Annotated in this window: 13 protein-coding genes and 1 pseudogene; 8 read left to right on the forward strand and 6 right to left on the reverse strand. The window is 48.6% G+C overall.

Annotated elements, in window-relative coordinates:
- Positions 1 to 169 precede the first annotated feature (169 nt).
- Entirely contained in the window at positions 170 to 1,918 is a 1,749-nt protein-coding gene (locus KDK15_RS03105) for a hypothetical protein (protein ID WP_257293906.1), read from the reverse strand.
- 423 nt (positions 1,919 to 2,341) lie between these two features.
- Here KDK15_RS03105 and KDK15_RS03110 point away from each other — a divergent pair, with 423 nt between their 5' ends.
- Positions 2,342 to 3,046, forward strand: coding sequence for a hypothetical protein (locus KDK15_RS03110; RefSeq protein ID WP_257293907.1), 705 nt, complete (start codon positions 2,342 to 2,344; stop codon positions 3,044 to 3,046).
- A 172-nt stretch (positions 3,047 to 3,218) separates the two neighbouring features.
- Here KDK15_RS03110 and KDK15_RS03115 read toward each other — a convergent pair whose 3' ends face one another.
- The gene (locus tag KDK15_RS03115) at positions 3,219 to 4,529 is read right to left on the reverse strand and encodes an MFS transporter (protein WP_257293908.1); all 1,311 of its coding nucleotides are present in this window, start codon (positions 4,527 to 4,529) and stop codon (positions 3,219 to 3,221) included.
- A complete protein-coding gene (locus KDK15_RS03120) occupies positions 4,529 to 4,963 on the reverse strand; it encodes a nuclear transport factor 2 family protein (RefSeq protein WP_257293909.1) in 435 nt (144 codons plus the stop codon). The genes KDK15_RS03115 and KDK15_RS03120 overlap by 1 nt, the downstream gene beginning before the upstream one ends.
- A 352-nt stretch (positions 4,964 to 5,315) precedes the next feature.
- Here KDK15_RS03120 and KDK15_RS03125 point away from each other — a divergent pair, with 352 nt between their 5' ends.
- The gene (locus KDK15_RS03125) at positions 5,316 to 6,689 is read left to right on the forward strand and encodes a hypothetical protein (protein WP_257293910.1); all 1,374 of its coding nucleotides are present in this window, start codon (positions 5,316 to 5,318) and stop codon (positions 6,687 to 6,689) included.
- Positions 6,690 to 6,737: 48 nt separating this feature from the next.
- On the forward strand, positions 6,738 to 7,412 hold the full coding sequence (locus tag KDK15_RS03130; RefSeq protein WP_257293911.1) for a metallophosphoesterase: 675 nt from the start codon (positions 6,738 to 6,740) through the stop codon (positions 7,410 to 7,412).
- A gap of 136 nt (positions 7,413 to 7,548) precedes the next feature.
- Here KDK15_RS03130 and KDK15_RS03135 read toward each other — a convergent pair whose 3' ends face one another.
- On the reverse strand, positions 7,549 to 8,217 hold the full coding sequence (locus KDK15_RS03135) for an NAD(P)H-dependent oxidoreductase (RefSeq protein ID WP_257293912.1): 669 nt from the start codon (positions 8,215 to 8,217) through the stop codon (positions 7,549 to 7,551).
- A 189-nt stretch (positions 8,218 to 8,406) separates the two neighbouring features.
- Here KDK15_RS03135 and KDK15_RS03140 point away from each other — a divergent pair, with 189 nt between their 5' ends.
- Complete coding sequence (locus tag KDK15_RS03140) at positions 8,407 to 8,895, forward strand: 8-oxo-dGTP diphosphatase (protein ID WP_257293913.1); 489 nt, start codon at positions 8,407 to 8,409, stop codon at positions 8,893 to 8,895.
- A 15-nt stretch (positions 8,896 to 8,910) separates the two neighbouring features.
- A pseudogene (locus tag KDK15_RS03145) lies at positions 8,911 to 9,123 on the forward strand (Hsp20 family protein); the annotation flags it as partial.
- 3 nt (positions 9,124 to 9,126) lie between these two features.
- Here the strand turns inward: KDK15_RS03145 and KDK15_RS03150 are convergent.
- On the reverse strand, positions 9,127 to 9,942 hold the full coding sequence (locus KDK15_RS03150; protein WP_257293914.1) for a TatD family hydrolase: 816 nt from the start codon (positions 9,940 to 9,942) through the stop codon (positions 9,127 to 9,129).
- 102 nt (positions 9,943 to 10,044) lie between these two features.
- Between KDK15_RS03150 and KDK15_RS03155 the strand changes: the two genes are divergently transcribed.
- Together KDK15_RS03155 and KDK15_RS03160 are read left to right on the forward strand one after the other, a co-directional pair.
- Complete coding sequence (locus KDK15_RS03155) at positions 10,045 to 10,551, forward strand: hypothetical protein (RefSeq protein ID WP_257293915.1); 507 nt, start codon at positions 10,045 to 10,047, stop codon at positions 10,549 to 10,551.
- A 45-nt stretch (positions 10,552 to 10,596) separates the two neighbouring features.
- A complete protein-coding gene (locus KDK15_RS03160; RefSeq protein ID WP_257293916.1) occupies positions 10,597 to 11,142 on the forward strand; it encodes a copper chaperone PCu(A)C in 546 nt (181 codons plus the stop codon).
- Between the two features lie 271 nt (positions 11,143 to 11,413).
- Here KDK15_RS03160 and KDK15_RS03165 read toward each other — a convergent pair whose 3' ends face one another.
- Positions 11,414 to 12,454 carry a rhodanese-related sulfurtransferase gene (locus KDK15_RS03165; RefSeq protein WP_257293917.1) on the reverse strand — a complete coding sequence of 347 codons (1,041 nt, stop codon included), beginning with the start codon at positions 12,452 to 12,454 and terminating at the stop codon, positions 11,414 to 11,416.
- Positions 12,455 to 12,601: 147 nt separating this feature from the next.
- Between KDK15_RS03165 and nfsA the strand changes: the two genes are divergently transcribed.
- Complete coding sequence (gene nfsA, locus KDK15_RS03170; protein WP_257293918.1) at positions 12,602 to 13,339, forward strand: oxygen-insensitive NADPH nitroreductase; 738 nt, start codon at positions 12,602 to 12,604, stop codon at positions 13,337 to 13,339.
- Positions 13,340 to 13,626 lie beyond the last annotated feature (287 nt).

The raw sequence follows: 13,626 nt of genomic DNA on the forward strand, positions 1-13,626 counted from the left end.
TCGGTTTTGTGAGGTGAATAGCGGGGCTATTTGCCGAACAAAAGCGGATTTTTAGGCCAATTTGCTGTCGCCGCAGCAGGGCAGTCTATTCTCGGACAGCCTCCTGGCTGACATGACCTCAAGAGTTGATCTCTATTCCCATATTCAGAGTATGCTGTTTACACTGCCTTTATTGTGTATCGTCGTGGAGATTCGGCAGGTGTAAATAGGAAACGGACAATGCCAGCATGTCCTGGTCAATATAGAGATTCAGTGTTGCGTCGCTGACAGAGGCGAGCTCGAGATTGGCGTTTCCTTGCGACGGTTTCCCACTCAGGTCGGACAGGGAAACCTGAAACTGTTTGTCCTTCTGGGTACTGTCCCGCGGGGGCAGAATAGATAGCTGTAATTGACCCGAAGGCGGCCAGGGCAACTGGTCATCGCAGGGCCCCTCAAGAAAATTTACCAACAGACGGTTTCTATCCAGGTGACTGGTGAGTCTATCCCGTGCCGGAAAAAATTCCAGTGCCATTAAATATCCCCGATCCGCAGTGAAGAAGCTGGGACTGTTCAACGATTCTCTGCCAGTTCTGCCCGAACGGATAGCCGCTATCTTTTCACTAAAGCGGGCAATGGGCCAGCAAAACGGCAGAGCTGAATAGGGTATCTGGTGAAGCATAGGGGCAGTGACCTCAGCAGTACCATAGAAACGTTCAACGTTCATTGTTATTTTGTCATCAAAGACATAGAGCGGGCTGTTATCCCTGTTGTCCAGGTTACTGCGGAACAGATTCTCAAATGTTTCAAGACAGTCGATGCCTACAGGTGCAGGGTCAGAGCCCTGCTCTGGCCGGATTCGACAGTGTGCGGGTGCCTTTGCCAAATCAATAATACGTACCAGGTTGCTGGACTCATGTCCTTCGGGGGATGGCCGTTTGCCAATAACAGTGATCTTCAGGGAAATATTGCAGGGCCAGGGCAATAGATGGTCTTTCTCCCCCGGCACAATCTGCACATAAAGGCCGGACACAGGGCTTGGGTGAATACTATCATTACTGTCTCTTGGTCTGAGGATCATTCGCATTTGGTAGTCTTCGACGGTAAAAAACTCACTTTCCAGCGGAAACAGGTGAAGCGGGTGACACGTACTCATGGTCCTGACCTCGGAAAATTCAATGCTATGGACTGTACGGTCACGACTGGCAGCCGATGCTTCCCGGAGCCCTGCCAGTGTATTGGTATCAAACCTCTGGCTGGGATTGACACTGGCCGGGGGGGTATTCAACTGCTCAGTGAGAGAGAATACCTTTGCCTCCAGCATTTCTACTTTGCTGCTCAGCTGCTCGTTTAAGGTTTTCAGAGCTGGCAGCTGCTTAAGGTCTTCCCCGGTTTGCTGAACCACCGCTGCTGTCTGCTCCAATGTTTGCTTTGCCTTGTCATGAAAAACACGAGCCTTCAACTCCAACAGACCCGGGACAAAGTGATGGCATTTGCGAATATGTACTTTCTGGAAGTGGGACATCACACCAGACCACGGACAGCCCCGGTCTTTTGCCAGGCACTCAACTTCAAGGCTGGCAATCTCTTTTTCCCTGCATTTGTCCCTGAAGTGGACAGGAACTGAAGCCTCTTTATTGGCACTGGCAGCATCGGCCCCGGCAGCAGGCGGGTTATTTTGTGCCACGTGACGTTTAAAACAGGATTCACAGGCATGGTATCCGTCACCATATTGAACAGGACGGAAAATAATATGTTCAGCCTCCGGCAGACTCAGGGAACAGACATAATTGCTGGCCTTGACACTTTTGACCAGCCGGCGAGGAAACTGGCCAAAGACAATTGGCTCCAGTTCGGCAGGTAACACCTCATCACCACAGAATGGGTATTCTTGCTCATAGGCAAACTGGAAAAACGGGGCTGATGATTGGGATGGCTCCATATTACCCTTCATTAATTCGTGATAAATGCCACAAATTCTCCCGACTGGCAGGCCGCCATGGGAATTTGTAATCTGAGTTTTCAGTCACACTGAACAATGGTATTCGAACATGTTTATGGCCAGTTTGTGGCTGAACCAGGAAATTTGACTTCTGATGATGGACAGACTTCCTTTACAGAAGTTCCTTAACACGGTGAATAGTGTCCCGGCAACCGTACTTGCTATCGTGGGGTTTGGTCTGTTCTGCAAAGATTCGGTTCTGTAAGTGAATCGTTACCTTCGCTGAGTAAGGGATCAGGATAAAATGAACTTTCAGTTATTTTTCTTGTCATATGATTAGACAAGCTAAATCCTGCTCAGATCAATATCTCATAAAAGATCCTTACCTCATTTCGGAGTGAGTATCGAAAAGGAGTTTTATCAATGAATCCATATACTACTAATAGTATTGGCCAGCCCGGTTGCAGTGGTGATTACAGCAATCTAGTTGCCAGATTGCCCATTGAAAGGGAAAGCGCAGGCTCATACGCCGGTCACCCCGTTACTGTTCACAAAATACAGGAACAGAACGTCCAGCTTTCAAGCCAGAAACCCATTGGGGTTGTGGAGATTTCCAATCTCGGCAACTTTAAGATTAGTAAGCATGGTATGAACTCAAAAATTACTGGTCTAAATAAAGTACAATCATTTTCTAGTCTTGCTATGGGAGGTTTACTGAGTTACGTAAATAAATTTTTCCAGTACTTTTGGTGCGACGAAAACGAAGCATTAATAGCTGAGAAAGAAAAATCTTATCACCCTTCTGTATCTTTGAAATTCGAAGGTGGTTTTTACCAGGAAATTGTCGGGTGTCTGAATTTTAAACGGTTGTTGAATTGCTCCATCGATATTATCCCAACCAGAAAAGGTGATGGAGTTTGTTGTAATCCTATAGTATTTGAGAACGGTTCAACGAAAGACATGGTTGAAGTGGAGCGGGGCAAAGAGGAAACAATCATTACGTTTATAAGTGATATTGGATTTAAGCCGGTAAAACTCCATATTAGTAATGACTATTGGATTTATAATGATTTTAACCAACTGATTGCACGGTATGAATCTATGAACCTCATTCGGACAGCCTCCTAGGCGCTATTCTCGGACAGCCTCTTGGATGGAGCAGAACCATTATACTACCAATTCGATATCAAGGTTCTTTTCCCGCTCCTTATTGTTTAGAGGTGTATGTTGTCAAAGGCAGACAAAGACAAACCCCGCTCTTGAACTTCCGGGAGTATTGATAAATAAAGGTTTCCTGATGCTAACTTGCGTCATCAAACTGATCCGTTGTCAGCTGAACGTTTGGCCAGGGAATAAACAGGGCGATCAGGCTGATGACGGCAATAAGAGAAAGGTAGGTGGCTGGTCCCGAGGCATTATTGGAGTATTTAGCCAGTAATGTTGATGTAAAAGGGGCAATGCCGCCAAAAAGTGCAAACCCTATGTTGTAGCAGGTGGCAATGCCGGTATAGCGAATCTCCGTTGGAAAAAAACTGATCAACAGTGGCGGAAGTGCACCCGATGCGGTTGCTGTCAGTAGGCCACAGATCAATAGGATCTTATTCAGTTCGGCGTCTGGTGAAGAGAAGTACTGAAACGCTGGCCAGGAAGTTGTGGCGACAACAATGGCCATAATGCCAAGAATCAGTTTGTGATTCATCAGGTCGGACAGCATTCCGAATATCAGACAGAGTGGCGATAGCATCAGAAACGCCAGGGTGGTGTGCCAGGCGACGGCTTCCCTGGGAAAACCCAGTAGCGAAGAGAGGAAACCTGGCATGTAAATGCTGTAGATAGTCACGGTTGCTCCGCATAGGCCAATGGTCATGAATCCGCAGATAACCCCCCGGGTATGTTGTGTGAAAAGGAGAACAAGCGGTATGGATGCCTGTGCTTTGGTCTGGTCCAGTGCTTCGAAAAATCCGGACTCGGAGAAGTGTTTGCGAATGTGATAGCTGATGATTCCCAGAGATCCACCGAGCCAGAAAGGGACTCGCCAGCCCCATTCTTTCATGTCTTCTTCCGGGAGATGCATTTCAAGCATGCCGTGAACGAATGTACCGAACGATATGCCAATCATAATGGCCAGAAACAGAATGCCGATCACCAATCCACGTCTTTCCGGTGTCGTTTCACTCAGATAGGTGATAGCTCCCGGAATTTCACCCCCCAGGGAGAACCCCTGCAGTAGTCGTAATAGGATCAGCGTGATGGGTGCTGCTGCACCTATACTGTTCCATCCGGGTAGACAGCCCATCAATGCGGTGGTTACTGCCATCAGAAAGATGGAAAAGGTAAAGGTCTTTTTACGGCCATAGCGGTCCCCAAAGTGGCCAAAGACAATACCACCAAGGGGGCGGGTCAGATAACCAATGGCAAACGTAGCAAACGTGTTGATTAATGAGGTGACAGGGTCTTCTGCAGGGAAAAAATTCTCGGCAATATAGCTGGCCATCAAGCCATATATCAGGAAATCATAAATCTCCAGCATGCCCCCCAGTGATATGGAAGATGCCAGCTTGTATTGACTGGAAGACGCGGTAATGCATCGTTTGGGCGTTGTTTGAGTCATCAATCCGGTAGAAAGTGGGTGGGTGAAACATGCAGATGATGAATAAGCCATCTGCAGTCGTGTTTTTTAAGCAAGTGAGTGGCTCTCAGAGACTGTTCTTCTTCAAGCTTTTCCTCCCCTGGCTTTTCTTCCCCAAGCTTTCTAAGTGTGGAAAGCACCCAAAGGCTCCCGGAAACAATGGTGTTTTCATCCGCATAAATCTCTTCAAGTCGGAAATTGACCGATTTGATGTCAAATCGCCGGAACAGTTCTTCATACCAGAGGGTTAACTGGTTAACAGAGGTAATGGTGTCACCCTCAGCGTTCCAGAAAAGAAGACCTGAATTGGGTTGGTAGTGACCGATGATTGAGTCAAGATCCTTACGGCAATAGCTGTCAGCTATCTCTGAGAAAAACTGGTCTACCAGTTTGGTTGCCAGGTCGAGGTCAGCCATGGCTGTTTTCTCCCCTGTCAATGGATTTCAATGCCAAGTGGTTATCGGGTTTGGAACATCGATTAAGAATAGCCTCTAAATAACTTCTGTATTTCTCAGGTTCCAAACTTCGTTCGTCCGTATTATATATCCTCAAGAAATAATGACCCTTTCATGTGGCTGACTAAACTATCAGCATCTATCTTACTTAGCATTCCTGAGGCCTGTTGTTACGGGTTTTGGAGACAGATATTGGTGTTGGCTCTGGCAGGCATTCACCAATAGGCTGCTGCCTTATGGGGTGTTCATTCCCGGGTAGCCTGCTCACATCGGTTTCCAGTCATGGCAACAATTCCAGAAAAGAAAGCTCACTATGAAAACAAAGACCTTACCCTGGATTTCACTGGTATTGCTGCTGTTGGTCAGCCCCTTGATGGTGGCTGAAAACCGGCTGGATCCCATAAAGGAGTATATCCACACGCATTTTGCTGATCAGCTGGAGATTACCCGGGAGCAGATAGAGCAACTCTCATGGGTGCTGGTTAATCCAGTCGTTACACCTGAGTTATCTACACAACGGTCATCGGCGGCAATCCATCGGGAAGTGCCAAGAGCACTATCCCGATTATATTGCCTGCAGCTGTTAAGAGATGGCTCACACCAGGCCTACAAGGCATTTGTGGCACCTCAGACTGACCCTGATGTCCCCAGACTGTCAGAACCATCATTCCAAAAATTTTCCAGGGAGATTGCCGGGCTGGACGCTGTCTCTTATCAAGTTCTCCAGGCCACAGCCATTCTGGATGCGGTCACGTTATCCCCGGAGGCACGCAAGCGTGCAGCTAAAGCTTTGGGTAAGCCTGTTCCTGAAGATTCGACGGATTTTCTATCGGTTACAGCACCCTATGCCGAGAAGATTTACCCGCTGGCTCGCTCGATTATTACCAAACACCCCTCAGCAGCCCGGTTGTTTGAAATTGTCTATCTGCCACATAGCCACCTTCGCCATATGATGTATAACGAGGGCTCTTTGTCCATGTATACCGTGCTTAATACCGGGATACAGAACAAGAGCATCAGTCAAGATGATATGAATCTATGGTACGACCATTGGATGGTGAATATTGCCGGATTCCGTGGCCATTTGGAGCCAGCAGGTTCCGTTTATCTCACCCAGAATACCTGGCGGTCCATGAATCAACTGAAGTTACTGCTGGACAGGTTGTTCAGGGAGCCGAAACTGAACCCCATGCAGCTCTACCTGCAAAAGCGTGGGCAATGGCTGCAGCTGAATACCTTGACCAGAAATCCTAATGAATTTCTTGCCCTTGCCTCCCTGGGGGCTACTGCAAGGTTGTTTACACGGGCCGAAGGAAGTGAGTTATATACCAGTTTTAAAAGTCTGCCTGAGAATCAGCAGAAACAGTGGATTCAGCACAGCAGACGGCACTTAACCGCGTTGGATACGCCTCCCGCAACCTATGGGCCGGCCGTCTATGCCAATGCCATTGCCGTTGCCGGGTTGCCGGAAACCGTTCGTAAAGTGCTGCCAGTGATGCTCAGGTTTTATGAGCAAGCGGAACAGATGAGGGCTGAGGGTCAGTTAGCTGCTGATAGGCCTTTGTCGTTCCGGGAGCTGGCCCGGGAGCCGATGCTTAACAACATTCTGACCAGTCACCGCCAATTCACCACCGCCATCAATCCTGATGATGGCGTGGCTAAACTGGTAATGAAGGATAAACCGTAAACTTGGATGTACAAACCTGAACGCTAATCAGAAATCCAGGGAGGATTTATGTTTTACCAGCATTTTCGTCAGAATGCCGTTGGCCGTGATTTTGTCATTGGCGATTTGCATGGCATGTATGATCTCCTGATGTCCTTACTGGCCAACGTCGGCTTCGACCGGGAAAAAGATCGTTGTTTCAGTTGTGGTGACCTGATCGACCGGGGACCCGCTTCCGAGAAGTGCCTCTCTCTGATGGAGGAGCCATGGTTTCACTGTGTTCGTGGTAATCATGAGCAGTGCATGATTGATACGGTAAGGCACCCATCCGCCCATGAGATTGCACAATGGGTGCTTTGTGGCGGTGACTGGCACCTGCAGGTCTCATCAGAACAAATGAACAGGTATGCGGACAGGGCCTCTGAACAGCCGGTTCTGATCTCGGTTGATCTTTCTGGCGACAGGCAGGTGGCCATTTGCCATGCAGAGTACCCTTTACCGGTCTGGAATCCGGGGAAAATAGCATCTGACCCGGATCTGGTAAGGGCAATGCAATGGTCCAGGACCCGGATTCAAAGTGGGGATGAGTCAGTGGTTGAAGGCATTGACCACATCTTCTGTGGTCATACCATTGTTGATCAACCGGTCACTCTGGGAAATACCCACTTTATTGATACGGGTGGCTTTGAGAGCAATCGTCTGACGCTGATATGCCTTAGCGACCTTGGAACTGTCCTGAAATAACTTCCACATTTCCAATGTTATCCAGTAAAAAAATCTTGCCACGGAGACACGGCGAAAAGAAAAAAATCTTTTCCTCTGTGGCTTCGTGGCAAAAAGAGGACGTTATTTAGGGATAATTCCCTTGCTGAGGGTGTTCTCAGTGCCACTCAATAACCGCTTCCTGCTGGTGGCGGGTTTTTGGGTAAGGCTCGTCTTCCCGGTAACCAAAGGCGACCATCACACTGACACCAAACTCACCACTATCCAACAGGCCTTCCTGTTCCATGAGTGGCTCTAGCTTGTCACGATCAAAACCTTCAATCGGGCAGGAGTCAATGCCAATCTGGGCGGCTACGCTCATCATATTACCCAGTGCGATATAAGTCTGTTTACAGGCCCAGTCAAACATGGCCCTGGGGGACTCGGTCAGCCGGAAGTGACTATTTTGAAAGTCGCGGTAGAACTCGCTGATCATATCCACCACCTCTTCAGGCAGCTGTTTAACATTACGCATATGGTCCAGGATATATTCAGACTCATAATGCATGCTGTTTTCCTTGCGGGCCAGAATGATGACAAAATGACTGGCGGTTGGTAACTGTCCCCGGGCCCCCCAGCTGACGGTTTTGATCTTTTCCCTTAAGTCCGGATTCTGGATCACCAGAAACTTCCAGGGTTCAAAGCCAAATGAGCTGGGAGAAAGGCGTCCGGCTTCCAGAATGAAATTAAAATCCTCATCGGGTATTTTCCGGCTGGTATCAAAGCTTTTGCAGGCGTGACGGAAATTGAAAGCATCCAGAATTTGTTTACGCAGGGCTGTGTTCATTGTTCAGACCATATACAACAGTAGTCGAGAGCTGCATTCTATCCACCAGAGAATAAGATGGGAAGGTTGTGTAGAAATTTGGGTGGTAGTCAGGCAACACTTTCATTGTGGTTTTTGTGGCAGCTGGTACGAATCTTCCCGATATGTTGACTGTTTACCAATCATACTGACTTTGGCAGGAAATAATACATGCAATCACTGCAGGATATTGACTGGGGCACGTGGCAGGGAAAAGACTCAGCTACGCTGACATTTGTTATAAAAGATGAGCAAATTCTGCTGATTCGTAAAAAGCGTGGATTGGGGGCCGGAAAAATCAACGGGCCAGGTGGGCGACTGGAGCCCGGTGAAACACTGCTGGAGTGTGCGATCCGCGAAGTGCAGGAGGAGCTGTGCATCACCCCGGTTAATCCTGAGTTCTTTGGGGAGAGCCGTTTCCAGTTTACCGATGGCTACTCCATTCATGTGCATACCTATGTGGCAAGGGATTTCACCGGCTCACCGGAAGAGACGGATGAGGCCATACCGTTGTGGTTCTCCCTTGATCAGATCCCCTATGAAGAAATGTGGGCAGACGACATTGTCTGGCTACCTGAGATGTTGAAGGGGAACAAGTTCAAAGGACGCTATCTGTTCGATGGTGACCGGATGCTGGATTACCATCTGGAAATTTTTTAAAAAAAGCCAGACAATACAGAGCGCAAATACCTCTACCAGGGCATTGCCGAGCGTAACTTTGAGCGTCGTTTCCAGCTGGCCGACTATGTTCGTGTCACCGGTGCAACTATGAATAATGGTCTTCTGCATATTGATCTGGAACGTGAAATTCCAGAGGCGATGAAGCCAAGAAAAATCAATATCGGCCAGAACAAGCTGCTGGAAGCTGAAGCTGTCGAAGGTGCTTAACCATCATATTCTGAATAGCGTACGGCAGTTATGAGAGGTGGCTTCTGCCACCTCCATCAATGAGACTCCTCTCAGCTCCGCCAGACATTCAGCAACCAGTTTCACTCTTGCCGGTTCATTCCTTTGTCCCTGATAGCCATTCAATGGCATATCCGGAGCGTCTGTCTCTAGCACAATACTGTGGATTGGCAGAGTGGCTGCCAAGTGTCGTGTTTTACGGGCTCTCGGGTAGGTAATACCGCCGCCAAACCCCAGCTTAAAGCCCAAGTTCAGATATTCATTAGCCTGTTGTTCACTACCGGAAAACCCGTGAATAATCCCGGCCCGTTCAGGTTTGAATCGTCGCAGTACTTTCAGAATATCATCATGGCTTTTCCGGCCATGAATAATCAGTGGCATCTGGTGCAGATAGGCCAGTTCAACCTGACCTGTGAACAGAGCGAGTTGTTTGGCCTTTGTCTGAAGCGTAATGTCCCGGTCAAAAAAATCCAGCCCGGTTTCCCCTATGGCGACGACCCCGGCGGGACGTTGTTGCAATAGCTTATCCAATACATTCAAATGCTCAAGATTGTGCTCGCAAATAAACCAGGGATGAAGACCAAGGGCTGTTACGATGCTCACAGGGCTTACTTGCGACAGCAATTCTGGCTCATTAATCAAGGCAAGCCATTCCACCTGTTGAGTGGCGGGGATACAGATGTGACTGACTTCTGCCTTTTTTGCCTGACCCAACACCTGTAAACGGTCATTATCAAAATCCGAAAAATTAAGATGGCAATGACTGTCGAACAGAGACAGCGAATCGTTCCCTTTTGCCACGGCTGATTTTTCCTCAAAAATTGATTTCAGGAGAACGTTGTTCTGTTCCCTGTCAGTAAAAAGCCTATAATGCCTGCCTGCAAGTTAATTTTGATTTGAATAATGATGAAAAACCTGTCAAGGCACTTATCCCGGCTTCTCCTTTCGATAGCACTATTGCTCGGCTTGCTACTGGTATTTTACCTATCCCGCTTCCTGAACAAGAGTGAAAATCCCATCGATAAACAGGCGTTTCAAACCGTCGGTTATTGCAACACATTCAAAGGGTGTCAGACCAGGGTAGGGGATGGTTCGATCACGCTTAACATTCTGCCAGCGTCCATGCCGACCGGGCAGCCACTGGCTATCAGGGCAGAAGTTTCAGGGCTTGCTGCTGAAAAGTTCAGCATGGAATTTGTTGGGCGTGATATGCCCATGGGGTTGATGCCCTTCAATTTACAGAAACAATCTGGACACTCTTCAGGCACTGACCTGTATACTGGTACCGGCAGTATCACTTTTTGTACCACTGACAGTAAAATGGTCTGGATCGCCAGGCTGAAAATTGAAACCAGAGAAGCGGTCCATACCGTTCTTTTTGAACTGGATCCTATAGAAGCAAGCTCATAGTAGATTGCTATTTTCCCATAGTAGTTCTAGCAGTGGAGTTGAGTAATGGAAGGCGGAACGATTTTGTATTCCAGAGTAGTCAGGATTATGTCAACAATCGTCAATAGTATGATGGCTCTGATGGTGCTATTAACTGCGTACACTGCAATGGCTGCACAGAACGGGCACAGTCATTTGCACGCTCACTCAAAAGAGCACTCTAAACCAGAGTTGCAGTTACTGAATGCCAGTGCCCGTGCTACCAGGCCAGGTATGTCCTCATCAGCTGCTTATATGACCATCCACAATGGTACTCATGAGGCCGTACAAATTCGCTCATTGAGCAGCCCTGTTGCCAGGAAAACAGAGTTCCATACTACAGAAATGAACAATGGCATGATGAAAATGCGCCGTTTAGATAACTTTACCATCAAGCCGGGCGATACGTTGGAGCTAAAGCCCGGTGGCTATCATGTTATGTTGATGGGCCTTAACAAGCCTATAGCCAAAAACAGTGAGGTGCCGGTGACTATCACTTTCAGTAATGGTGATAAGAAGACAGTGGTTGCTCATGCCACGGATGAGATCAAAGGCCAGCATATGGCCCATTGAGTTGACTGAGTAACTATTGCCTAGCACAGCAGCGGCACAACAGATAAAAGGCTTTCAGCCTCTGTGTCTCTGTGCCTTAGAAGATTTTGGCATCAAAGATTTGGCTATCTGCTCAGATGGTCAAACCTTTGCTGCTAACCAAAAACTGAAAAGCTCTCTGAAACGTCTTAACAGGAAGCAGAGAGCATTAAGCCGCAAAACACCACCCTGCTTCCTGACTAAGCTCAGGGTGGTACTTTCCGCTCATGGCTGTACTTAAAACATAGCTAAGCTATTTAACTTTGACTGCCCGGGTTCTCAGTTGCTGTTGTCTGCGTTCGTCTTCCTTTACCTGACGACGGTGAGCAACGGTCTCGGCAACTTCTGCGCCCATATGGGCTTCACCCCGTGACCTGGCCAGTTGCATCTGTTTTTCACGCTCCGTAAACCGAGCTTTCTGCTTTTCAGTCAGCTGGTCAAAACAGTGCGGGCAGCTGACCCCCTGCTGGTACATATCACTTTGCTTGTCGGCTTCCGTAATGGGTAAGCGACAGGCGTTGCACTGGTCGTAGGAGCCCGGCTCAAGGTCATGATTCACCGTAACCCGCTCATCAAAGACAAAGCATTCACCTTCCCAGAGTGATTGCGCTTTCGGTACTTCTTCCAAGTATTTCAGGATGCCGCCTTTCAGATGGTAAACTTCGTCAAAGCCTTTTTCTTTGAGCAGGGCAGTGGACTTCTCGCAGCGTATGCCGCCCGTGCAGAACATGGCCACCTTTTTATGAGTCTCAGGATTCAGGTTGGCATCGACGTATTGCGGAAACTGTCGGAAGGAATCTGTTTTTGGATTGATGGCGTGTTTGAAGGTGCCCACCTGAATTTCGTAATCGTTACGGGTATCCACAACAAGGACTTCCGGATCACTGATCAGGCTGTTCCAGTCTGCCGGTTTCACATAGGTCCCGACGACTTTCTTTGGGTCAATGTCTTCTACTCCCATGGTGACAATCTCTTTCTTGAGTTTGACCCTGGTTCTTTTAAAAGGCATGGATTCACTCAGGGATTCTTTGCATTCAATGGGGTACAGTCGGGTATCCTGGTTTAGCCAGGCGAGCAGGGCATCAATGCCTTCCCGAGTGCTGGCAACGGTGCCGTTAATGCCTTCCCGGGCAAGCAGCAGCGTCCCTCTGACATGGTTTGCTTCCATGGTTCTGAGCAGAGGCTCCCGCAGGCTGGTGAAGTTCTTCAGGGTAACGAATTTATAGAGGGCACAGACCACGATGGGCGCGTCTGTTTGAGCGTTTTTTGGAACGTCGTTTAGAGAGAGCGTCATTGTCTTTATTGTCCTTGGTCAGCGGTCCGGAACGTAAATCCGGAGCCAGATCCGGGGGAGGAAGTCTAGCAGAGGTTGGAAGCCTTGAAAAATCCAGCCACTGCTAGGATAGTGCAGAATAATAATGACCGGATGAAGAATAACGCCATGACCCAACGTGTACTTGAACTGCTGCAATCACACCGCTCTATTCGCAAATTCACTGAACAGCCGATCGAAGAGCGCTTGCTGAGAGACTTGATTAGCGCAGGCCAAAGTGCCGCCACATCCAGTAACCTGCAGGGTGTCAGTGTCATTCGGGTTAGAAACCCTGAAACCCGCAAAGCGATGGCAGAGCTGGCGGGTGGGCAGACCTATGTGCAGGAAGCGGCTGAGTTTCTGGTGTTCTGTGCCGACCTGAATCGTTCTGGCTGGTGCTGTGAACAGTCGGGCAAAACCATGGCGGACGGGATGACCGAGCATTTCATTATTGCCACGGTCGATGTTGCGCTATTTGCCCAGAACGTGGTGGTCGCTGCTGAGTCAGAAGGGCTGGGTATCTGCTACATCGGAGGCCTGCGCAATGATCCGCAACAGGTCAGTGATTTGCTGGCGTTGCCGGAACATGTCTATCCCGTTTTTGGCCTTTGCCTCGGGTACCCGGATCAGGACCCGGAATGCAAGCCCAGACTGCCGCTGGATGCTGTGCTGATGGAAGAGCATTACCAGCCAGTGAATAAGTCGCTGGTGGCCCAATACGACACTACCATGAGAGCCTATTACCAGCGGCGAACCGGAGGCAAGCTGGATCGGGCCTGGTCTCGGGAAATGTCAGCCTTGCTGGGTAAAGAATCCCGACCTCATATGAGAGCGTTTCTGGAGAAAAAAGGGTTCAGGATGCGCTGACCTCGAACGGTCAACACAGGTCGGTATAAAACGCAGCGGAAAACTTTCACTGGCTTGTACGTAACCACGAGATTACCGAAAAAAAGTAATTTACAACCCACCTGTCACGGACTATTAAATTACCGGAAATTAAAGAGTCAGGAAGAATCTTCATGTCGACACCCCTCCTGATAAAAGGTGCTGTGCCTTCAGCAACGGGCAAAGGTACTTCGACAAACCATGGCTCTCAAAAACGAAAAAGAAAACGCAGCAAGACGGGTTATAAGGTTGGACAGACAACCAGCGCA

Origin of the sequence: Endozoicomonas sp. YOMI1 (assembly GCF_024606345.1) — a bacterium.
Classification (GTDB): Bacteria; Pseudomonadota; Gammaproteobacteria; order Pseudomonadales; family Endozoicomonadaceae; genus Endozoicomonas.